Below are 20,819 nucleotides of genomic sequence, written 5' to 3' on the forward strand. Positions count from 1 at the left end.
AAGACATCCTTCGGTTGTGGATATAAAAATGAAAAGGAGAAAGAGAAGATGTTAAAGAAACAGAAAAAGTTTACTGCAATATTACTGATCATGCTGCTTGCAGCAGTCACGCTGATGAGCGGCTGCGGCGGTAATGACAGCAGCGAAGGCGAAGGCAGCAAGACGCTGGTCATCGCAGTGCAGGATGAAGTAGAAGGTACAGACATTCAGCAGATTGGCTGGACCAATGTAGTCCATGAACTGATCTACAGTCCGCTGGTTACTTACAGCAAGGATTTAGAAGAAATTCTGCCGTGCTTTGCAGAAAGCTATGAGATTTCCGAGGATGGACTTTCCATTACGTTCCATCTCTTTGCGGATTCCAAGTTTTCCAACGGAGATCCGCTGACTGCGGAAAGCGTCAAGAAATCTGTGCTGCGTATGAAGGAAATCAGTGAATATTCTGGAGACGTAGAAGCCATTAAGGATATTGAAGTTGTCGATGATACGACCTTGATTTACCATCTGTCAGAGCCTGCGGCATATATGTGGGCAAGCCTGTGCAGCGACTTCGGCGGTGTTGTCGATGTCGACAAAGCAGAAGAAATGGGCAAAGACGAATACAACCGGTGCGCGGTAACCAACGGTATGTATATGGTAAAGGACTGGCAGGCAGGTTCCCAGATTATTTTGGAGAAGAACCCGAACTTCAAAACCGCAAACCCAAATGTGGAAAATAAAGAATTGGCAAACTTTGATGAGATTATCGTTCGCTTCATTCCAGATGAATTTACCAGAGTCAGTGAACTGGAATCCGGCAATATCGATATCGCCTACAATATTCCGGCTGCAAACCGCGAAGATTTGAAATCCAACCAGGATGTTACTACTTATGAATATGAACAGGCAGGCGTATCTTACTTGATGATGAACACAGATACTGCGCCTCTTGACGACATGAAAGTGCGTCAGGCAATTAACCTGGCAATCGACAAGGACGCGCTGGCTGAATCCATGAACAATGTCATCGCGCCGACCTACGGATTCATTTCCAAGGCACAGGCAGGTTACAGTGAAGAAAAAGAAGCGGCCCTTGCAGAGCTTTATAAGTTTGACCAGGAAAAGGCGAAAGCCCTTCTGAAAGAAGCCGGCTACGAGGATAAGGACGGCGACGGATTTGTAGAAAAAGACGGAAAGAAGCTGACCTTTGAATTCTGTTCTTCGACTGACAGAGCGACGGCGAAGGCTTCCGCGCCGGTACTGCAGGATCAGCTGAAGCAAGTCGGTATCGATGTGGAAATCAGAGAATATGAAGGACCGTACATCAAGCAGCTGATGAGAGAAAATAACTATCAGTCTGCATCCAGAAACTTTGAGTGGGTTGACGCGGATATTCTCTATTATGTATTTACAGAAGCTTCCGGTTATCCTTGGCATGACGAGACCGTAACGAAGAAGCTGGAAGAAGCTCGCTATATCACTGATGCTGAAAAACGTGTAAAGAAGTACGAGGAATTCCACGATGCGATTTTTGCCCAGATGCCGGCAGTCTCTCTGTTCGCGGATATTGAATGTATTGCGACGAGAAGCAATATCAAGGGCTTTGCGGTTACCAATGACGGAAGAAGCTTGTTTAATGATACAGTAAAGGAGTAGTGCATGATGCAGCAAGGCAACTTGGAACAGCGGCTGGACGCGGTTATTGCGCCGGTCATGAATGAGAAAACACCGGGCATGGCGCTCCTGATCGCCAAGGGAGATGAGATTCTCCTGCGCAAAGCCTACGGCATGGCGGATTTGGAAAACGGGAGACCGATTACACCGGAAGATAACTTTGTAATCGCATCCAACACCAAGCAGTTTACCTGCTTTGCGATTTTGATGCTGCAAGAACAGGGGTTATTGTCCTTGGATGAGACCATCGACCGGTTTTTCCCGGACTTTCCGCCCTTTGTCAAAAACATCACCGTACGGCAGCTCATGAATCATCAGTCTGGCATCAAAGAATACTTTGACGACAGCACATGGCAGAAGTGGGATCAGGCGGCGTGCGCAAGCGCGAAGGATATGCTGGAAATCATTAAGACCTTTGATGTGCTGGATTTTGAGCCGGACAGTCAGTACAGCTACAGCAATTCCGCCTATGTGATGCTGGGTGAAATTGTATCGCAGCTTTCCGGCATGCCATTTGGAAAATTTCTGGAAGAAAAAATTCTGAAACCGGTTGGAATGCGCAGATCCTGCGCGCCGGATGGTATGGACTCAAAACCTGCTTCCCTGATCGAAGGCTATGAGGTACAGCCGGACGGCAGCTTTGCGAAGCAAGTCTACGATATGCGGCTGGTCGGTTATGCGGACGGCAACATACAGTCCAATGTGGACGATATGCTGACATGGCACAGACACCTTTATGAAAGTAGTGAAAGCTGCTTTCTTTCCAGAGAAGCGATGGCGGAATCCTTTGTGGAAAATCGCCTGAAAAACGGCGAAGGAACAGGCTATGGTTTGGGATTTTTCTTAAACGGAGAAACGCCGGGTCATAAGGAAATCTGGCATACAGGAGGCACCATGGGATTTATTTCCCGCTGCTCTCGGTATGTAGACGACCGGATTTCCATCATCATGCTCACCAATTACGAAGGGCTGCCGAAGAATCAGCTGTATGAGAAAATCGTGAAAGAAGTATTTGCATAGATAAAGTAGAAAAGGCGGGCAGAGGACAGACTTCTTCTGCCCGCTGATTGGAGGAATCACTTTGAACGATATTATGCGTTATATCATCAAGCGGCTGCTCATCGGTATTCTGGTCGTACTGTTTGTAACCGTTTTGATTTTCGGTATCATGCAGGCGATGCCGGGCAATCCCGTCGACCTGATGGTGGATACAAGAGTGTCCGCGGAAAAGGTGGAAGCAATTAAAGCGGAATGGGGACTGGACAAACCGCCGGTGGTGCAGTATTTTTATTGGCTTGGAAACATATTGCGGGGGAATTTTGGTATGTCCATTTCCCTGAAACAGAATGTAAGCGATCTGATTTTACAGCGGCTGCCTTACACCCTGCTTTTAACCGGGGCGGCGCTGGTCATCGAATACCTGCTGGCAATTCCCCTGGGACTTTTGGCGGCGGTTCGCAAGAATAAGATAACCGACAAGGCGCTGACGATTACGACGGTTGTGCTTTGGTCGATGCCGCCGTTCTGGCTGGGCGTGCTTTTGATGCTGGTGTTCAGTATTCACCTAAATATTTTGCCTCTGTCAGGCTACAGCGGCTTTGCCTCATTGATTTTGCCGGCGCTGACCTTGTCTCTGCCTGCACTGGCGCAGATTTTCAGACTGACCAGGTCGGAGGTTTTGGACGTGATGGACGAGAAATACGTGACGACGGCGTACGCCAAAGGTATCACGGACAAAAAAATTCTCGTGCGTCACGTGCTTAGAAATGCGCTGATTCCGGTAACGGTTATGTTTTTCCTGTCACTGCCTTGGCTTATTGGCGGCGCGGTGGTTGTGGAAAATGTTTTCGCGTGGCCGGGCATGGGGCAGCTGCTCTGGAAAGGCATCGCGAAACAGGACTTTGTCATCGTACAGGGCATTGTGTTCGTTATTACTATTTTGACGGTCATTTGCAATATCATAGGCGATATGATATCCGGCATTTTAGATCCGCGCATTCGTCTGGAATAGGAGGCAGCATATGAGAAAAGAAAAATGGAAACTGATGCTGCAGAACAAGATGTTCGTCATCGGCGCGGTATTGTTTCTGGCGGTCATTGTGGTGGTCGTTTTCGCGCCATTGCTTTCGCCGCATACATATACAGAACAGAACATGTCAATGCGTCTGGCAAAACCCTGCGGGGAATATCCGCTGGGAACAGATCAGTACGGCAGATGTATTTTGAGCAGAGTCTTCTACGGTTCCAGAATTGCGTTGGGCGTAGGAATCGTGGCAGTTGTCATTGAAACACTCATCGGCGTGACCTTAGGCATTATCGCGGGTTATTATGGAAAGACCGTGGACAAAATCGTATGTTTTGTAACAGATACGACCTGGTCTATTCCGCCGATTATTCTGGCGATGGCCATCGTACTGATGCTGGGATCCAGCGCGCAGAACGTGGCAATTTCCGTTGCAGTCGTCAGCTGGGCGCAGTTTACCAAAATTGTCCGCGCGAAGGTGCAGTCGCTGAAAGGGCTGTCCTATATTGAAGCGGCGAAGATTTGCGGAGAAAAGGATATTTCTATTATATTGCGGTATATTCTGCCGAATTTGGTATCGACCATTATTATCCTGGCAACCCTGGCTTTGCCGTCGGCAATTCTGTCGACCACTTCCATGGGATTTTTAGGACTGGGCGCGCAGCAGCCGCTGCCTGACTGGGGCATGATTTTATCTGAGGGCATCCAGTACATCAGAAACGCGCCGTGGATTTCCCTGGTACCTGGTCTTGCAATCGTATGGACAGTGCTCGGTTTCAACCTGGTCGGCGAAGGCGTCAAGGAACTCCTGGACCCGCGTCTGAAAGTATAAGGAGGGCGAAAGAATGAGTGAAAATCTTTTAGAGGTCAGGGACCTGTGTATTCAATTTGAAACCCAGGGCGGCACGGTCAAGGCTGTGGATCATGTCAGTTTCGATATAAAAAAAGGCGAGGTCTTCGCCCTGGTCGGTGAATCCGGCTGCGGAAAGTCGACGACTGCTATGGGCGTCATGCAGCTGATTAAATCGCCGGGCAAAATCAGCGGCGGCGCAGTTAATTTTGACGGAAGAAATCTGCTGGAATTGTCTCGTCAGGAAATGACAAAGGTGCGGGGCAGCGAAATCGGCATGATCTTCCAGAATCCGTTGGATTCTCTGAACCCGGTTTATACTGTAGGCACGCAGATGATGGAGGGACTGCTGGTCGAAAAGATGGAGAAGGAGAAAGCCTATCAAATCGCTTTTGACATGCTTCGCGACGTGAAACTCTCCGATGTGGAATCGAGAATGAAATCTTATCCCCATGAGATCAGCGGCGGCATGCGACAGCGTGTCATGATCGGCATGATGCTGTGCAGAAATCCAAAGCTGCTCATTGCCGACGAGCCGACTACGGCGTTGGATGTGACCATACAGGCGGGCATCATTGAACTGATGAACGAACTGCGTAAAAAATATGATTCGGCAATCCTGATGATTACCCATGATTTCGGTATCGTAGCGGATGTAGCTGACAGAGTCGGCGTCATGTACGCGGGAAACCTGATCGAAGTGGGCGAAGTCTTTGAAATCTTTGATAATCCTAAACATCCGTACACGAAGCTGCTGATGAAAGCGCTGCCGACGATTACCAAAGAGGAAGGCAGACTGCAGACCATCAAAGGCTTTGTGCCGAATCTTGCGGAAGAAAGAGCAGGCTGTAATTTTGCTGATCGGTGTCCTGACTGCACGCCTTTGTGCAGGGAACGAAAACCTGTGCTCAGAGAAGTGGCAGAGCAGCATTTATGTGCGTGCTTGCTGCAGGAGGGAGGTGCGGAACATGTATAGTGAAGAAAAAGACCGGACGCTGGTTCGGATGGAGCATCTGAAAAAATACTTTCCCCTGCGGAGAGACAAGAAAAACGCCTTTGTCCGGGCAGTGGACGATGTGAATCTGGAAATTTTCCGTGGGGAAACCCTGGGACTTGTGGGAGAAAGCGGAAGTGGAAAAACGACGCTGGCAAAGATGATTCTGGGGCTTTTGCCGCCGACCGAGAGTACCATTTATCTGGACGGATTCGATGTATGGGACAAAAAGAATAAAAAAGCCCTGCGGCAAAGTGTAGGCGCAGTGTTTCAGGACCCTGCATCCTCACTGAATCCCCGTTCTTCTATCTATCGTTCCCTGGAAAGACCGCTTTTGATTAATGGCTATAATAAGGCGACCGCCAAGGATTTGATTTACGATACGGCGGAGAAGATCAATATTGGACTGGAGCTTCTCGACAGATTTCCCCATGAACTGTCAGGCGGACAGCAGCAGAGAGTCAGTATTGCCCGCGCCATTATGCTGAAACCGAAACTTTTGGTGCTGGACGAACCGACCAGTGCACTGGATGTATCGGTGCAGGCGCAGACGCTGAATGAACTTCTCAAACTGCAGGATGAACTCTCCATGACCTATCTGTTCATTACCCACAATTTGTCTGTGGTTAGATACATGAGCGATCGGATCTGCGTAATGTACGGCGGCAAGATCATGGAGATCGGCAAAACTGCAGACATATACGCATCCTGCACCCATCCGTACACCTTCGGGCTGCTTTCTTCTGTGCCGCCTCTGCATCCGAAAGAGCGGTACCGCAAGAAGTATCTGCTCAGCGGCGATATGCCGAGCTTGACCGAAGATACGCCGGGCTGCCGATTCGCGGGCAGATGTAAATATTGTAAGGAGATCTGCAAGGCAGAAGCGCCGGAGATGAAAGAAGTAGGCGAAGGACATTTTTCGGCGTGCCATTTTGCAGGAGAACTGGAATTTTAAGGTTGCAGTGAGGAGAAACGATGAAAGAGTTAAAAATACTGAATGCGAAAATCCCTGATTTTGAAACAGATACCTGGGAAGTTGCCGACATTTTAATCGATCACGGAACGATTTTGAAAGTAGGAACCGTGGATGAGGATACGCTGGAAACCATCGATGCGGAGGGCAAAATTGCCTCTCCCGGTTTTATCGACATCCATGCCCATGAAAACGCGCTGCACGGCGATGCACATGACTTTTTCACAGCGGCCTGTGAGGTCAGAATGGGCGTTACGACGAAAGTAGGCGGCAACTGCGGCGACAGCTATAACAGGCTGGAAGACTTTTGCGGCAGAGTAAACAGTCAGGGCAGTCCTACCAACTATATGATGTTTGTGGGACAAAACAGCCTGCGTGAGCATGCCGGCGCTGACGACAGGTACAAACCGTCTACGAAAGCGCAGCTTGACCAGATGAAACGGGAACTGGCAGCCTGCAGAAAATATGGTCCTGTGGGACTGTCCTGCGGATTTGAATATGCGCCGGGTGTGACAACTGATGAAACGGTGGAACTTTTGTCTGCACTGGAGGAGCCGGGATATTTGACCTCTGTGCATTTTCGCGCAGATGGACCGGACAGTGTGGCATCCATTGAGGAACTGGTGGAAATTCAGCGCAGAAGCGGCTACGGCATGCAGATGTCCCATATTGGAAGCTGCAGCGCGGTAGGCTACATGCGACAGGCGCTGACGTGTATCGAGGAAGCCAGAGGCGCTGGGGTGGACATTACCTGCGACTGCTATCCTTACACGGCGTTCTGCACCGGCATCGGCACCGCGGTATTTGATGAAGCCAGCTTTGAGAAGTGGGACTACAGCGACCTGATGGTTACGGCTGGTTCATATAAAGGACAGCGGTGCGATAAGGCGCTGTTTGAAAAACTGCGCGCGGAAGACCCGGATCTGTATGTAGCGGCATTTGTAATGAACGAGCCGGAAGTAGAGCTTGCGTATCAGGCGCCTTATGTCATGGTAGGCAGCGACTGCGGATTCACTGAAGGCGGCGGTCATCCGAGAGGCGCGGGAACATTCCCTCGTGTCCTTGGACGGATGGTGCGCGAAAAAGGCGTTCTGACCATGATGGACGCGCTGCGCAAGATGACAGTGCTGCCTGCCGATCGTCTTAATCTGAAGACAAAAGGTGAAATCAGAGAAGGTTTCGATGCGGATATCGTCATTTTCGATGAGAACGCGATTGCAGACTGTGCCACCTATGAACATCCGACCCTGCCGCCCGATGGGATTTCTTATGTCATATTAGGCGGACAGATTGCGGTGAAAGACAAAACCATGGTCAACGGAACACTGGGACGGTTCATTCCATATCAAAATAGCTAAATTCATAATGATGCCTTTCAATAAAGTGAGCAGCCGCCTGGGATTTGAAGTCCTGCGCGGCTGTTTGCACTTTAGCGGCAGGGGCTATGGTGAATGTATCAAAGTGGCAGCCGCCGCATATTTGACATGTTAAGAAAATTTTCTGCAAGGCGAAGACAGAGCTGTTGCGCTAGAACCTAAAAACGTTGAAAATTCAACAAATGTTCTTTTGGCATACTCTTTGCAATTATCTTTTTCGACAATCAAAATGAAAAGGAGGAGAAAGAATGTCAAATCAAAAAAATATTGCGGCTGAAAACGGCGAATTTAAAAAAGAGATTTCTGTTTTCGGCGGCGTAAGCATCGTTGCCGGCATTATGATCGGTTCCGGTATTTTCTACTTAGGCTCTTATGTATTACAGCGAGCGAATTATGATACTGGCGTTGCGCTGCTTTGCTGGCTGGTTGGCGGCGTTGTCAGTCTGCTGGGTGCTCTTTGTTTCTCGGAACTTGGATCTTCTATGCCAAAGGCCGGCGGACTAACTGTATATCTCAACGAGGTATATCATCCTGTCGTAGGTTATATGTACGGATTCAGCCAGTGGCTTATCGCAAGTCCAGGTTCCATTTCCGCGGTGGCGATCGCAATACCTACTGCACTGGTGGAATTTTTTCCTGGTATGGGGGACATGCACATCAAGTCTATCGCTATCGTCCTTATTATCTTATTTACCTTGTATAATATTTTAGGTGTAAAAGAGGCATCTGTTATGGCAAACATCACCATGGTTGCCAAGATTGTACCGATGGTAATTATTTTAATCGGCGCCATTATTATCGGCAATCAGATGCCGGATTTAAGCCCTGTTCCGGTGGAAGCGACTGGCGAAACAGCTAGCTTTACCAGTGGAAGCGGAATCGTAGCATTCGCTACCCTGTCCTCCCTGTGGGCGTTTGAAGGCTGGTCCAATGTAGCCAACCTGGGCGAAGAAATGAGAAATCCGCAGAAGAATCTTCCGAAAGCGCTGATCATCGGTGTCGGATTTGTAACCGTATTCTACATTTTGTTTAACTTCGCGATCTATCGTGTCATTCCAATCGAAGAAGCAAAAACCATGATTGAAGCGGATAACGTATATCTGGGTACAGAAGTCGCAAGACGTCTGTTCGGCGGCTTCGTCAGCGTCCTGGTTGTTGCAGCTATGCTGATTGCGATGCTGGGTTCTCTGAACGGGCAGGTACTGGCATATGCCAGAGTCGGCTACGCGATGTCTCACGAGGGACATTTCTTCAGAAATCAGGGAAAGCTTTCCAATAAAGGTGTTCCTGCAATCGCGCTGATCACCCAGTGTGTCATCGCTATCATTCTGGTACTGTTCCGCAGTCTGGATCAGCTGACCACATTGGTTGTATTCCTGGGCGCCATCGGCTCTCTGTTGGGTGTATTCGGTGTACTGGTCAACCGTTATCGCTTCCCTGACAAAGAAAAACCTTACAAGGTGCCTGGCGGTGTAGTAACTGTAATTATCGCCACTTTATGCTTTGTAGCACTGCTTGTCAGCAACTTCCTGGACGACCCTATGATGTCCATCTTCGGATTAATCGTCGTTCCTGCAATCGGCGCAGTCATCTACATCTACTATGACCGCCTGAACAAGAAGGAAGCAAAGAACGCATAAAATAGCCCTTATCATACAGGGGAGGTTCCCCCAAATCCCCTAGGAAAGACGATGGTCTTATCCTGGGGGATTTTTTCTTAAACTTTGCGGGGCGCAAGCCACGGACAGGAGAGAAACACATATGGAATTATCAAACTATGTCAAACAGATTCTGAATATTTACAATTACTACGACGGCGCCATCATCATGGACCGAAAGGGGATCATCGAATACTATTACAACAGCCGCAAAGACATCAATACGCTGACTAACTAAGAAACCCGGGGAAAGAGCCTGTTTACGATATATCCTGATCTGGAACGGGAAAACAGCTCCATGTTTGAGGTAGTTCGAACCGGAAAGCCGCTGCTGAATCAGTATCAGAAGCTGATTAATTATAGAAATGAGACCTATGAGGCGTTGTTCAGCACCTTTCCTATCTATATAGAGAATCAGATTGCCGGCTGTATCGAGGTGTTTCTGTATCTGGAAGAACGAGAAGAACATCTGAACATTTTTATCATGAATTCTAAAACGACCGCACACGGGAGCCCTATCTGCTGCGCGATATCGTCTCGGTTTCTGCGCCAATGGAGCAGTTAAAAGAGCGAATCATTCAGGCGTCCCGTACGAAATCCACGGTGCTCATCTATGGAGAAACCGGTACAGGAAAAGAGTTGGTCGCGCAGGCGCTGCACGCAAACAGCTCGCGGGGCGGAAAACGGTTTCTCTCTCAGAACTGCGCCGCCATCCCGGAGAATTTGCTGGAAAGCATTCTGTTCGGCACTGTAAAAGGAGGGTTTACCAATGCGGAAAATCATATGGGACTCTTTGAAGCTGCCAGCGGCGGTACACTTTTTCTGGACGAAGTCAATTCTATGGACCTGGCAGTACAGGCAAAGCTGCTGCGCGTGTTGGAGGAGCAAAAAGTAACGCGTATCGGAAGTACCAAGGAAATTCCTGTGGACGTAAGGATTATTGCTGCGATGAATGAATCTCCGAAAGAATGCGTGCAAAACGGAACACTGCGGGAGGATTTGTATTACCGCCTGCGCGTGGTGCAGCTGGATTTGCCGCCGCTGCGGGAACGAAAGGAAGACATCGTACCGCTGATCGAACATTATATCGACTTTTTTAACCGGACGATGCAAAGGCAGATCAAAGGCGTGTCTTCGGAGCTTATGGCGGCATTCTGCCAATACACCTGGCCGGGCAATGTGCGGGAACTGCGAAATATGATTGAAAGCGGTTTCAACCTATGTGAAGGCGATGTGATCGACATGGAAGATATCGACATCAATGTACTTGCTGCTGCCGGAGAGCAGTATGACGAGAAGCGTCTGCCGATTAATAGTCTGAAAGCAAGAATGCAGCGCTTTGAACGGTATATTTTGCAGGAAGCGCTGACCCAGTGCGGCAGTATTACAGATACCGCAGCCTGTCTTGGGATCAGCAGGCAGACCCTGAGTGCGAAAATGAAGTCGCTGGAGATTGCGGATATCTGCCGCGGAGAGGAGTAACGGCATGAAAAAATTGCGGGAATATGCGCAGGAAATATTGGATGTATACAACTATTTCAACGGCATCATCATCTTTGATTGGAGCGCGACAGCCGTGTATTACTATAACAATCGTCCTGACATCAATCAGCTGTGCGAAAAAGATGTGATCGGAAAAACGCTGCCGCAGATTTATCCCGAATTGGACTTGGAAAACAGCACGATTATGCGAGCGCTGCAAACGGGAAAACCGACGTCCAACATTTATCAGAAAATCAAAGACTTTAAGGGACAGGAAGTGCAGGAGGTCAATACAACGCTGCCTATTTTTGATGGAAACGAAATCATTGGCGCGGTGGAAGCCTCCCAGTATATCATCGGTGAAAATGAATACCGCAATATTTATATTACGCCGATTAACAGTGAAATTGAGCGCGCTTGTTTCACAGTAGACGATATCATTTCCGAAAGTTCCGATATGGAAGCGGTCAAGAACAAAATCCGAAAAGTTTCCAAAACCGATTCTTCCATTTTGCTGTATGGAAAAACGGGTTCCGGCAAAGGGATGGCAGCAGAAGCCATTCACGCGGGCAGCGCGCGCAGCAAACATCGTTTTGTCACGCAAAACTGCGCCGCCATCCCATCCACCCTGATGGAGAGTATTTTGTTCGGCACGATAAAGGGCAGTTTTACCGGTGCGGAAGACCGCAGAGGGCTCTTTGAAACGGCTGACGGCGGTACCCTTTTTCTGGACGAAATCAACAATATGGATTTGAATCTGCAGGCAAAGATTCTGAAAGCCATTGAGGAGCAGAAAATCACAAGAGTGGGCGATTACGAGCCGCGTCCCGTCAATGTGCGGGTCATTGCGGCGGCAAATATCGATCCGCTGCAGCTGGTCAGAAATTGATCGAGCTGCCGTTCTCCTGGCTGTATGATGATACTTCCCATTTCTTCTTCACACTGCAGCAGCCGGAAAGAAGAAGAATCTGCTCTCCGCAGTATGTAAAAGATATTTGGCAGAGCGAATTTGACGGTCTCTATGAAGAAGGCGGTCTGATGACCCTGGTGCTGCATCCGCAGTGCATCGGCAGAATCAGCCGTATTAACATGCTGGAAGATTTAATCTGCTACATGAAGACAAAGCCGGGCGTTGCAATCGGACCGGCGCTGGAAATCAGCAGATTGGCACGTAAAGGTTTGGAACAAGCATAATCAAGACAATCCAATGTAAATGTACACTCCTTTGGTACGGCAGCGCGCCCGGTGGGAATCCACCGGGCGCGCTGCTTGTCTGCACTTTAGCGGGTTGAGCAGGGTCTGCGAGGCAGCGCCTGCTCGATCAGACTAGGCGCTGCCTATAATGAACACATGAAAATATGCTGTGTCAACTAACATTGACAAACTTCTTATAATAGCGGATTTTTGTCAATAAATTAGGAGTAGTTTGCAGTTGCAAAGCCAATATTCTGCTTTAATATTGACAGGATTGACAAAAATCAAGGAACCTGTCAATTTTGTCAAGGTTGACTCCTAAAATGGTGGAAAAACTACCTTTTTAATCCATACTAATTGACAAAAATACAAAATATCAGGAAATTTGTCAATGCTCAATTTCCTGAAAATTTTTCATGCGTTCGCCGAGTGCACATTTCTGTCTTCCCATTGACTTTTTCCAAAGACCCATGTACACTATACCTATAAAATTGAAAGAAAAACGCAGATGATGTACCGCCGGGTAGATGATTTCAGCGCGCTGACCCATTCCGTTAGGCCTTAGAAGGAATGGTGCGGGGCGCTTTTGTTGTCTGAAACTGGTAATATACTGCGAAGAACAGGAGGAAAATACGATGAATCTTATTGCATTTTGGTGGCCAATCGGTCTGCTTCTGGTATGCCATACCTTTTATCAGATCAGCGCAAAGTCTGTGCCCAGCGCCATGGACCCTTTTGCGGCGGTGTTTATCAACTATGTGGTGGCGGCGACAGCGGCTTTTATACTTTGGATGGTCATGGGACAGGAGAAAAATCTGATGGTGCAGATTGGAAAACTGAACTGGGCGCCTATCGTCATGGGACTTACCATTACGGCGGTGGAAGTGGCGTCGGTGTTCATGTATAAGCTGGGGTGGAATATCAGCATTGGCACGACCATTGTAAATATCGCTTTGGCGGTAGTGCTGGCGGTAATCGGCGTACTGTTTTATAAGGAGACACTCAGCATGCAGCAGCTTGTAGGGATTGGACTTTGCATCGCTGGTGTGATTGTCATGAGCAAGGGCGCATAATCAGACAAAATTTTCTCAAAAATGCATCAAACAAAAAGTCATAATCTCTGAAAAATAATTTGACATTTCCCTCACAATTGGTTACAATGGAGGTGTAAGTAAACTAAACTGGGGAGGTTTCGATGGAAAGCATTTACAGAGAACTGCTGAAGACCAAGAAGAACTTTGTTTTTGTGGGAGAAGCAGGCAGCGGCAAGAGTGAGATTGCCATCAACTTCGCAATCGGTATGGCGGGTCTCAGTGAGAAAAAGATACATTTCTTTGATATGGACCAGACGAAACCGCTGTTCCGTTCCAGAGACGCCAAAGAGTGCTTAATGGATCAGGGAATCGAGTTTCACTATCAGGAGCAGTTCTTTGACGCACCGACGACGCCGGGCGGCGTGCGGGAGCTTCTGGCGGACGAGAATGCTATCGTGATTTTAGACGTGGGCGGCGATCATATCGGTTCCAGACTGATCGGCGCGTTTGCACCGTTCCTGAACCGTCCGAACACGCAGAACTTCTTTGTAATCAATGGGTACAGACCTTGGTCCAAGAATCTGATTACCATCGACGGCACCATGGCAAGAGTGCTGGGCATGGCGCATATCAAATTGGAGAATGTGTCCATTATGAGCAACCCGAATGTAGGGATTACAACTACGGCGGAAGAAGTTTTGGCGGGTCACGAGAAAGTTTTGGACATGATTTCCGAGTATTTCCGCATAGACTATTTATGTGCGATGGATAGCCTTTGTCCGGAGATAGAAGGTAAAACGGATGTCCCTTTGATTCCGGTGAAGTTATATCTGACTTACGAGTGGAATCAGCAGTGAAACAAGTCAACGAATCTGTGCGGCCCGAAAAGCCGGCGGATTTTTGAATAATGGCTCGGGGAACAGTATCCTCAGGCCGGTCATGCACCAATTATACGACGAAGCCAGCGCCGAAGCGAAAGCTTCGGAGGCTTCAAGCATAAGGACTCCCCAGCAATTTCTTTCAGAAATTGGGGCGAGAACCATTAGGAGGTAATGAAAATGGCAAAAGGAAAAGTAGAAATTAGAGCAGAGAGCTGCAAGAGCTGCGGCTATTGCGTTAAGTTCTGCCCTAAGAAAGTGCTCGCCATCGGCGACAAAGTAAATTCTAAAGGCTACCAGTATGTCGTTGCGGCAAATCCGGACGACTGCATCGGCTGCGCAGCATGCGGCGTTGTATGTCCAGACGCGGCAATCGAGGTTTATAGGGAGGTTTAGAAAATGGCAAGAGTATTTATGAAGGGCTGCGAAGCCATCGCAGAAGCAGCTACCAGAGCCGGCTGCAGATTCTTTGCCGGCTACCCAATCACACCACAGAATGAAATTCCGGAATACTTCGCAAGAAGAATGCCGGAAGTTGACGGCGTATTTGTACAGGGCGAAAGTGAAGTCGCATCCGTTAATATGCTTTATGGCGCAATCCAGACAGGAACCAGATCTATGAGTTCTTCTTCCAGTACCGGTATCAGCCTTTACAGTGAAGGCGTTTCCTACTGTGCAGCAGCACGCCTGCCGATCGTTTATGTAAACGTAGGTAGAGGCGGCCCTGGTATCGGCGCAATTCAGCCGGCACAGCAGGATTATCTGCAGGCAACAAAGGCGTCCGGCAACGGCGGTTTTGAAATGATCGTACTGTCTCCGTCCACCGTACAGGAAGCCGTAGACATGACTTATGAAGCATTTGATCTTGCTGAAAGAGACAACAACCCTGTTTTGATTCTGACAGACGGCGTTATGGGTACTATGATGGAACCTGTAGAACTTCCTCCGATGAAATCCGCGGAAGAAGTTGCAGCCCTGAAAGAAGCGCGCAGAGCAGTTTCTGCAGTAGGACACAACCCTGACGAACAGGTAAGAATCCTGCCGGGCGGCGTAGGCGGAAGCTTTGAGCCGGTAAACCAGGCGGCAGCTGAATTATATAAGTCCTGGACTGAAAAGGACGTTAGAGTAGAAGAAATCATGACAGACGACGCAGAAATCATCCTGACTGCTTACGGAATTTCCGCTCGTATTGCTAAGGTTGCCGTAAAGGAACTGAGAGCAGAAGGCATTAAGGCTGGTCTGATCAGACCGATTGCAATTCATCCGTTCCCTTACAAGACCTTTGAAAACCTTGATTTCAATAGAGTAAAAGGTATCCTGGATGTAGAAATGTCCATCCCTGCACAGATGAGATGGGACGTAGATCACGCGGTACACGGCAGATGTCCGATCGCGGAATGTCTCAGATCCGGCGGAGAAATCATGACCAAAGAAAAAGTTATGAACGCTGCTCGTGAGCTGGCAAAGGAGGTATTATAATGGAAAAAGTATATAAGAGAACCATTGGTATCAAGCCGGAGACTGTTTCCGGTTTCTGTCCTGGATGCATGCACGGAACCGTTCATAAGCTGATCGGTGAAGTCGTTGAAGAAATGGGCATGCTGGACAAATTAGTCCGCTGCGAAGGCGTTGGCTGTTGCGGTCTGGGACAGCTTTATGTATCTCATGACCTGAACATTTCCGCACACGGCAGAGCTTGTGCAGTTGCGACAGGGTTAAAGAGAACCAATCCTGAATCACTGGTTTATACATATCAGGGCGACGGTGACCTGGCTTCCATCGGTCTTGCTGAGACAATGTCCGCAGCAAACAGAGGCGAAAACATCACTGTTATCTTTATCAACAACGGTATTTACGGCATGACCGGCGGTCAGATGGCTCCGACCACACTGATCGGCATGAAGGCATCCACTGCTCCTAAGGGAAGAGATCCGAAGGAACACGGTTACCCAATTCACATGTGCGAAGTACTGAATCAGCTGACTGCGCCTATATATCTGGAAAGAACTTCTTGCAACAATCCTGCCAACGTTCGCAAGACCAAGGCAGCCATCAAGAAGGCATTCCAGGCACAGGTAGACGGCAAAGGCTTCTCCATGGTTGAAATCGTAACTTCCTGCCCGACAAACTGGGGTCTGAATGAAATGAAAGCGCTGGACTTCTTAGAAGAAAAGATGCTTGCTGAGTTCCCTCTGGGCGTATTCAGAGATAAGACAAAGGAGGAGTAAGAAGATGGAAAGAAATTTAATCGTTGCCGGATTCGGCGGACAGGGCGTTATGATGCTGGGAACTCTTCTGGCACAGGCAACCTGCGAATCGACTGATAAACACGTTACTTATTTCCCTTCCTACGGCGCTGAAATGCGTGGAGGTACTGCAAACTGCTATGTAGTAATCTCCGACGATGAAATCGGCGCTCCTGTTATGGATGCAGTGGAAGACTTAATCGTTATGAACGACCCTTCCCTGAACAGATTCCTGCCGAAGCTGAAAAAGGACGGCATTCTGTTCATCAACAGCTCCATCGTAGTTTCTCCAATCGAGAGAGACGACATCAAAGTCATCAAAGTTCCTGTAACTGAAATGGCGCTGGAAATGGGAAATCCAAAAGTCCTGAACATCATCATGCTGGGCGCTTACATCGGCGCAACAGAAGTTGTTCCAAAAGAGGTTATCATCGAAACCATCAAGAACAAGCTGGGTAAGAAAAAACCAGAGTTCCTGCCGATGAACTTAGAAGCTTTCGAAAAAGGCTTCGCAATCGGCGCTGCTGCAAAATAAAATGTAAAATCGTATATGTACTGAAAATGCCTGCAGACGGAATGATCGCCTGCAGGCATTTTGTATTATGTTTGTGAGTAACTGTATTATTCTATGTAATATACGTAGTTTTCTTTTCGCGGCGCTGCTTCGGCAGGCTCGCAGTCGGCATAGCCTAAGATGCAGTGGCCGATGCCCTCGTAATCGCCTTCGATTCCCAGACTTTTAAGGATTTCTTTACCGATTTCATCTTCGAATTCTTCCTTTGCTCTGTGTATCCAACAGCTGCCCAAACCAGCTTCGGTTGCCGCCAGCATCAGATTTCCCATGACCAGGCTCCCGTCGTAAACGTAAGTCGGATGTGCTTTGTCCGCCAGAACGATGAGCACAACCGGCGCGCCGTAAAACGGATCGAAATCTTCGCTTTGTCCCATGAAACGGGCGTTTGCTTTGGAAAGCTTGTCGCGAAGCGCCTTATTAGTCACTGCAATGATAAGCGGCGACTGATTTCCCATACCGGTAGCGGCATATGTGCCGGCTTTGACTACCTGGTCAATCAGTTCTTTGGAGACCATATCAGGCTTGTACTTGCGCACACTTCTTCTTTCCATAATCGTTTGCATTGTTTCACTCATATTTATTTCCTCCGTAATAAAATAGTAAAATGCCTTGAAAAAGCAGCCGGAATGTAAATTTCCTGCTGACGTTGTGCTTGAAACCTAATAAAATTATACCACGTTTTGTAGTGATGAAACAAGGACGTCGTGTCCAGTAAGCGATACTTTGAAAGTTGTGAATTTTGCCGAGATAGTATATAATATTTAATATAACCTATGCACAGGTTGCAATCTGCTGCAAGCGATGCTTTTTGCAGGCGAAGCAGGAGCGTTGCTCCGATTTAAAGGATGTGAAGGAAATCATGAAACCCATAACAATCATAAAGGATGAGGCATATGCAGACGATTTGCTGGCACAGGCGCAGCAGAAGACGTTGAATATATTTTTAACGGATCTAAAGCTGCCTGATTATGTGGAAGAAATTCTTGCGTCTCTGGAGCAGGCTGGTTACGAGGCTTATGTAGTGGGAGGCTGTGTCAGAGATGTTTTGATGGGAAGGATGCCTGCGGACTGGGACGTGTGCACGTCTGCATTGCCAGAGGAGACCGCCGTTTGTTTTGCGGAGCAGAAAACGATTCTTACGGGGATGAAACATGGGACTGTCACTGTTTTGGCAGATGGGCGGCCCGTGGAGGTAACCACGTATCGCATTGACGGGGAGTATCTGGACAGTCGTCATCCGTCGAAGGTGGAATTCACTCCAAGCCTGGAGGAAGATTTGCAACGGCGTGATTTTACTATGAATGCCATCGCATATTGTCCATCTGTAGGGATGGTGGACGTTTGCGGCGGCCGGGTGGATATTGCAGCGAACATGATACGATGTGTAGGTGATGCGGAACAGCGTTTTCGGGAAGACGCTCTGCGGATTCTGCGGGGATTGCGCTTTGCGGCAACGATGGGATTTGCACTGGATGCTGAGACTGCTGCGGCTGTTGATAGTTGTCGGACTTTGCTGCGCCATATATCCAAGGAGAGGATTAACCAGGAATTTTCCAAGCTGGTTCTGGGGGAATATGCGGACGAAGTTATTAACGCATATTACAAAGTGTTGAAAATTTGCGCGCCTGGTATTGTGAGAACTGCTTTGAAAGGGCTGCCAGAAAGCTTGCCGGTTCGATTGGCGGTATTATTTCCGAGGGATACGGTGCAAGCTTTACGAAATTTGAAATTTGACCGTGTTACAATAAATATGGCTTCAGCTGTTTCAAAGCTTTTGGAGAGGCGGAACAAACCTTCTGTGGAACGCGGAGAAATGCTGCGGCTGCTGCGTGAGGCGGGCCGGGAAGTAACGGAGCTTTATTACGCGGCTGCAGATCAAAGACGACCGGACAGTGTTCGGGTTTTCCCATTTCTGGAAGAACTGTTGGCGGAAAATCCTTGCTATCTCATAGAACATCTCGCGATTTCCGGTAAGGATTTGATCGAGATGGGAATGAAATCGGGGCCCGCCGTAGGGGATGCGCTTGACAACGTGTTAGATCTCATTATAGAGGGAAGTTTGAAAAACGATCGCGATGAATTGTTGCGTCATATCGCAAATACGGAATGTAAAAATGAAAAAGGATGGAAGGAGCAGAAAAATGAATTACAATGTAAAACGAATTTGGGCCATTAGCTTTAGTCCTACAGGAAGCACTGCACAGGTGGTTTTCGAAGCGGCTGAAAGAGCTGCTGCGGAGCTTGGAGGATTGCCTGTCCATACAGTAGATCTAACAACTCCGTTTGGTAGAGAGGATATGCTCTGCTTTGGAACGGAGGATATGGTATTCGTAGGGATGCCTACTTATGCAGGAAGGCTTCCGAATAAAATCATGCCTTTCATCCGAGATATGATTAAGGGTTCCGGAGCGTCGGGCATACCTGTTGTTACCTTTGGTGGACGGAACTTTGATGATTCACTGGCAGAGTTAACGGATTTGATGGAGGAGAATGGGTTTAAATTGGCCGGAGGCGGCGCGTTTGTTTGCCGGCATGCGTTTGTGGATATAGCCGTGGACCGTCCTGATGAAGAGGATGCGAGCAGGGCGGCAGCATTGGGCGTGGCAGTGGCAAAAAATATTCAGGCAGGCAGAGAAGTGGCGGTATCGGAGTTTCCGGGGAATCATCCGGCGGGATCGTACTATGTACCGAAGGGGGTTGATGGACAGCCTGCGGTGTTTTTAAAAGCCAAGCCTCAAATTGACGAGGAAAAATGCGTGCACTGCGGACGTTGTGCCGAAATCTGCCCGATGGGAAGCATTGAAAAGGATACGCTGCAGGCAACAGGAATCTGTATTAAATGTCAGGCGTGCATCTCCCATTGTCCTGTTGACGCGAGATATTTTGATGACACGGGTTTTCTCAGTCATAAGAGAATGCTGGAGGAAACCTTTGCTGACGCGAAACCAGAGAATTTGCTGGTGATATAGATGGATTTATATTTGCGATGTTTTCTTGCGGCGAAGTTCCTTTACCAGACCTACATCGAAGCTGTAGCCCCGTCCCTTGACTTCCTTGATTTGGCTTACTGTGATAAAGGCCTGCGGATCAATCCTGAGCGCTTCCTGCTGAACGTGGTGTAAATCCCGGGATGTGGTAACGCAGAGAATCGTATTTTGCTGTGCGGCGGTGTAGTTGGTTTCGCCGTAGAAAATTGTGGCGCCGATGACCAGGTCGGAGAATTTCCGACGTATCTCATCGGTTTTCTGGCTGATGATGAACAGCTGAACAGCGCTGCTGCCAGCTACGGATACTTTGTCGGCAATAATAGAGTACAGCAGAGTTAGAAGAATACCCAGGAGAATTTGATCTGCGGATTCTGCAAAAATCACCTGAGACAGCAGAATCGTAAAATCCAGCAAATACATGGGAATCGACAGGGGCAGACCGGCTTTTTTGTTGAGGACAACGGCAACGATATCTGTACCGCCAGTGGACGCGCCCATACGAATAACGATCCCCATGCCGATACCTGCAAGAATGCCTCCGTAAACCATGGCTAAGAATGAATTTTGTGTGAGATGCTGCAGGGCCGGAAACTGTTCGAATAAATTCATGAACAGCGGATAAGAAAAGGATCCTACCAGGGTAGACGCGGCAAATTTTTTGCCCAGCATAACAGCGCCGAAGGCAAACAGAAGACCATTGCCGGCGAAGACGGTATAAGAAATAGGAATTGCCATATAATGATGTACAATCCGGGCAATGCCGGTGCAGCTGCCGATCATGATGCCGGAAGGTAAAACGAAAGCGACTACACCGAAGGCCACGGTGGCTGTTCCCAGCAGAATGCCGGCAAGACGTATAAATGTGTAAAAATTGATTGTACGCGATTGCATGTATAT

23 protein-coding genes are annotated in these 20,819 nt (G+C 48.4%); 21 read left to right on the forward strand and 2 right to left on the reverse strand.

Annotated elements, in window-relative coordinates; all coding sequences use genetic code 11:
• The first annotated feature begins 48 nt into the window (after positions 1-48).
• The 19 genes from ACPW7J_RS02835 to ACPW7J_RS02925 all read left to right on the forward strand — a co-directional run bounded on the left by ACPW7J_RS02835 (position 49) and on the right by ACPW7J_RS02925 (position 16,896).
• Positions 49-1,635 (forward strand): ABC transporter substrate-binding protein, encoded by a 1,587-nt coding sequence (locus tag ACPW7J_RS02835; protein ID WP_425756426.1) that lies wholly within the window; start codon positions 49-51, stop codon positions 1,633-1,635.
• Between the two features lie 3 nt (positions 1,636-1,638).
• Positions 1,639-2,673, forward strand: a complete 1,035-nt coding sequence (locus ACPW7J_RS02840) for a serine hydrolase domain-containing protein (protein WP_425756427.1) — start codon at positions 1,639-1,641, stop codon at positions 2,671-2,673.
• A 61-nt stretch (positions 2,674-2,734) separates the two neighbouring features.
• Entirely contained in the window at positions 2,735-3,664 is a 930-nt protein-coding gene (locus tag ACPW7J_RS02845; RefSeq protein ID WP_161873551.1) for an ABC transporter permease, read from the forward strand.
• 10 nt (positions 3,665-3,674) lie between these two features.
• Positions 3,675-4,508, forward strand: a complete 834-nt coding sequence (locus tag ACPW7J_RS02850) for an ABC transporter permease (RefSeq protein ID WP_161873550.1) — start codon at positions 3,675-3,677, stop codon at positions 4,506-4,508.
• Between the two features lie 13 nt (positions 4,509-4,521).
• The gene (locus ACPW7J_RS02855; protein WP_160201725.1) at positions 4,522-5,502 is read left to right on the forward strand and encodes an ABC transporter ATP-binding protein; all 981 of its coding nucleotides are present in this window, start codon (positions 4,522-4,524) and stop codon (positions 5,500-5,502) included.
• Positions 5,495-6,475 carry an ABC transporter ATP-binding protein gene (locus ACPW7J_RS02860; RefSeq protein ID WP_425756430.1) on the forward strand — a complete coding sequence of 327 codons (981 nt, stop codon included), beginning with the start codon at positions 5,495-5,497 and terminating at the stop codon, positions 6,473-6,475. The genes ACPW7J_RS02855 and ACPW7J_RS02860 overlap by 8 nt, the downstream gene beginning before the upstream one ends.
• A gap of 20 nt (positions 6,476-6,495) precedes the next feature.
• The gene (locus ACPW7J_RS02865) at positions 6,496-7,851 is read left to right on the forward strand and encodes an N-acyl-D-amino-acid deacylase family protein (RefSeq protein ID WP_425756432.1); all 1,356 of its coding nucleotides are present in this window, start codon (positions 6,496-6,498) and stop codon (positions 7,849-7,851) included.
• A 266-nt stretch (positions 7,852-8,117) separates the two neighbouring features.
• Positions 8,118-9,509 carry an APC family permease gene (locus ACPW7J_RS02870; RefSeq protein ID WP_425756434.1) on the forward strand — a complete coding sequence of 464 codons (1,392 nt, stop codon included), beginning with the start codon at positions 8,118-8,120 and terminating at the stop codon, positions 9,507-9,509.
• A gap of 121 nt (positions 9,510-9,630) precedes the next feature.
• Entirely contained in the window at positions 9,631-9,765 is a 135-nt protein-coding gene (locus ACPW7J_RS02875) for a hypothetical protein (RefSeq protein ID WP_425756436.1), read from the forward strand.
• 60 nt (positions 9,766-9,825) lie between these two features.
• Positions 9,826-10,092: a hypothetical protein gene (locus ACPW7J_RS02880; RefSeq protein WP_425756437.1), complete on the forward strand. Its 267-nt coding sequence runs from the start codon at positions 9,826-9,828 to the stop codon at positions 10,090-10,092.
• Positions 10,080-11,009 (forward strand): sigma-54 interaction domain-containing protein, encoded by a 930-nt coding sequence (locus tag ACPW7J_RS02885; protein WP_425756439.1) that lies wholly within the window; start codon positions 10,080-10,082, stop codon positions 11,007-11,009. Before ACPW7J_RS02880 ends, ACPW7J_RS02885 begins: the two co-directional genes overlap by 13 nt.
• 4 nt (positions 11,010-11,013) lie before the next feature.
• On the forward strand, positions 11,014-11,898 hold the full coding sequence (locus ACPW7J_RS02890; RefSeq protein WP_425756441.1) for a sigma 54-interacting transcriptional regulator: 885 nt from the start codon (positions 11,014-11,016) through the stop codon (positions 11,896-11,898).
• Positions 11,895-12,203 (forward strand): hypothetical protein, encoded by a 309-nt coding sequence (locus ACPW7J_RS02895; protein ID WP_425756443.1) that lies wholly within the window; start codon positions 11,895-11,897, stop codon positions 12,201-12,203. The genes ACPW7J_RS02890 and ACPW7J_RS02895 overlap by 4 nt, the downstream gene beginning before the upstream one ends.
• A 635-nt stretch (positions 12,204-12,838) precedes the next feature.
• Positions 12,839-13,276: an EamA family transporter gene (locus ACPW7J_RS02900; protein WP_425756445.1), complete on the forward strand. Its 438-nt coding sequence runs from the start codon at positions 12,839-12,841 to the stop codon at positions 13,274-13,276.
• Positions 13,277-13,398: 122 nt separating this feature from the next.
• A complete protein-coding gene (locus tag ACPW7J_RS02905) occupies positions 13,399-14,094 on the forward strand; it encodes a hypothetical protein (RefSeq protein ID WP_425756447.1) in 696 nt (231 codons plus the stop codon).
• Positions 14,095-14,295: 201 nt separating this feature from the next.
• Complete coding sequence (locus ACPW7J_RS02910; protein WP_160201736.1) at positions 14,296-14,511, forward strand: 4Fe-4S dicluster domain-containing protein; 216 nt, start codon at positions 14,296-14,298, stop codon at positions 14,509-14,511.
• Between the two features lie 3 nt (positions 14,512-14,514).
• Complete coding sequence (vorB, locus tag ACPW7J_RS02915; RefSeq protein ID WP_161873540.1) at positions 14,515-15,594, forward strand: 3-methyl-2-oxobutanoate dehydrogenase subunit VorB; 1,080 nt, start codon at positions 14,515-14,517, stop codon at positions 15,592-15,594.
• Entirely contained in the window at positions 15,594-16,343 is a 750-nt protein-coding gene (locus ACPW7J_RS02920) for a thiamine pyrophosphate-dependent enzyme (RefSeq protein WP_425756448.1), read from the forward strand. The genes vorB and ACPW7J_RS02920 overlap by 1 nt, the downstream gene beginning before the upstream one ends.
• Positions 16,344-16,347: 4 nt before the next feature.
• Positions 16,348-16,896, forward strand: coding sequence for a 2-oxoacid:acceptor oxidoreductase family protein (locus ACPW7J_RS02925; RefSeq protein WP_161873538.1), 549 nt, complete (start codon positions 16,348-16,350; stop codon positions 16,894-16,896).
• 86 nt (positions 16,897-16,982) lie between these two features.
• Here the strand turns inward: ACPW7J_RS02925 and ACPW7J_RS02930 are convergent, their stop codons facing one another.
• Positions 16,983-17,510 (reverse strand): nitroreductase, encoded by a 528-nt coding sequence (locus ACPW7J_RS02930; protein WP_425756450.1) that lies wholly within the window; start codon positions 17,508-17,510, stop codon positions 16,983-16,985.
• Positions 17,511-17,794: 284 nt separating this feature from the next.
• Between ACPW7J_RS02930 and ACPW7J_RS02935 the strand changes: the two genes are divergently transcribed.
• Together ACPW7J_RS02935 and ACPW7J_RS02940 are read left to right on the forward strand one after the other, a co-directional pair.
• On the forward strand, positions 17,795-19,111 hold the full coding sequence (locus ACPW7J_RS02935) for a CCA tRNA nucleotidyltransferase (protein WP_425756452.1): 1,317 nt from the start codon (positions 17,795-17,797) through the stop codon (positions 19,109-19,111).
• Positions 19,077-19,904: an EFR1 family ferrodoxin gene (locus ACPW7J_RS02940; RefSeq protein WP_425756454.1), complete on the forward strand. Its 828-nt coding sequence runs from the start codon at positions 19,077-19,079 to the stop codon at positions 19,902-19,904. The genes ACPW7J_RS02935 and ACPW7J_RS02940 overlap by 35 nt, the downstream gene beginning before the upstream one ends.
• A gap of 6 nt (positions 19,905-19,910) precedes the next feature.
• On the opposite strand, the gene ACPW7J_RS02945 is transcribed toward ACPW7J_RS02940, so the two are convergent.
• Complete coding sequence (locus ACPW7J_RS02945) at positions 19,911-20,813, reverse strand: YitT family protein (RefSeq protein ID WP_425756456.1); 903 nt, start codon at positions 20,811-20,813, stop codon at positions 19,911-19,913.
• Positions 20,814-20,819: the final 6 nt, after the last annotated feature.

It is taken from the genome of Ihubacter sp. rT4E-8 (genome assembly GCF_049852125.1).
Classification (GTDB): domain Bacteria; phylum Bacillota; class Clostridia; order Peptostreptococcales; family Anaerovoracaceae; genus Senimuribacter.

Bases quoted from the DNA above. Each gene is read 5' to 3' on its own strand.
- ACPW7J_RS02835 (WP_425756426.1), top strand. From the start codon at position 49: ATGTTAAAGAAACAGAAAAAGTTTACTGCAATATTACTGATCATGCTG.
- ACPW7J_RS02840 (WP_425756427.1), top strand. From the start codon at position 1,639: ATGATGCAGCAAGGCAACTTGGAACAGCGGCTGGACGCGGTTATTGCG.
- ACPW7J_RS02850 (WP_161873550.1), top strand. From the start codon at position 3,675: ATGAGAAAAGAAAAATGGAAACTGATGCTGCAGAACAAGATGTTCGTC.
- ACPW7J_RS02855 (WP_160201725.1), top strand. From the start codon at position 4,522: ATGAGTGAAAATCTTTTAGAGGTCAGGGACCTGTGTATTCAATTTGAA.
- ACPW7J_RS02860 (WP_425756430.1), top strand. From the start codon at position 5,495: ATGTATAGTGAAGAAAAAGACCGGACGCTGGTTCGGATGGAGCATCTG.
- ACPW7J_RS02865 (WP_425756432.1), top strand. From the start codon at position 6,496: ATGAAAGAGTTAAAAATACTGAATGCGAAAATCCCTGATTTTGAAACA.
- ACPW7J_RS02870 (WP_425756434.1), top strand. From the start codon at position 8,118: ATGTCAAATCAAAAAAATATTGCGGCTGAAAACGGCGAATTTAAAAAA.
- ACPW7J_RS02875 (WP_425756436.1), top strand. From the start codon at position 9,631: ATGGAATTATCAAACTATGTCAAACAGATTCTGAATATTTACAATTAC.
- ACPW7J_RS02880 (WP_425756437.1), top strand. From the start codon at position 9,826: ATGTTTGAGGTAGTTCGAACCGGAAAGCCGCTGCTGAATCAGTATCAG.
- ACPW7J_RS02885 (WP_425756439.1), top strand. From the start codon at position 10,080: ATGGAGCAGTTAAAAGAGCGAATCATTCAGGCGTCCCGTACGAAATCC.
- ACPW7J_RS02890 (WP_425756441.1), top strand. From the start codon at position 11,014: ATGAAAAAATTGCGGGAATATGCGCAGGAAATATTGGATGTATACAAC.
- ACPW7J_RS02900 (WP_425756445.1), top strand. From the start codon at position 12,839: ATGAATCTTATTGCATTTTGGTGGCCAATCGGTCTGCTTCTGGTATGC.
- ACPW7J_RS02905 (WP_425756447.1), top strand. From the start codon at position 13,399: ATGGAAAGCATTTACAGAGAACTGCTGAAGACCAAGAAGAACTTTGTT.
- ACPW7J_RS02910 (WP_160201736.1), top strand. From the start codon at position 14,296: ATGGCAAAAGGAAAAGTAGAAATTAGAGCAGAGAGCTGCAAGAGCTGC.
- vorB (WP_161873540.1), top strand. From the start codon at position 14,515: ATGGCAAGAGTATTTATGAAGGGCTGCGAAGCCATCGCAGAAGCAGCT.
- ACPW7J_RS02920 (WP_425756448.1), top strand. From the start codon at position 15,594: ATGGAAAAAGTATATAAGAGAACCATTGGTATCAAGCCGGAGACTGTT.
- ACPW7J_RS02925 (WP_161873538.1), top strand. From the start codon at position 16,348: ATGGAAAGAAATTTAATCGTTGCCGGATTCGGCGGACAGGGCGTTATG.
- ACPW7J_RS02930 (WP_425756450.1), bottom strand. From the start codon at position 17,510: ATGAGTGAAACAATGCAAACGATTATGGAAAGAAGAAGTGTGCGCAAG.
- ACPW7J_RS02935 (WP_425756452.1), top strand. From the start codon at position 17,795: ATGAAACCCATAACAATCATAAAGGATGAGGCATATGCAGACGATTTG.
- ACPW7J_RS02940 (WP_425756454.1), top strand. From the start codon at position 19,077: ATGAATTACAATGTAAAACGAATTTGGGCCATTAGCTTTAGTCCTACA.
- ACPW7J_RS02945 (WP_425756456.1), bottom strand. From the start codon at position 20,813: ATGCAATCGCGTACAATCAATTTTTACACATTTATACGTCTTGCCGGC.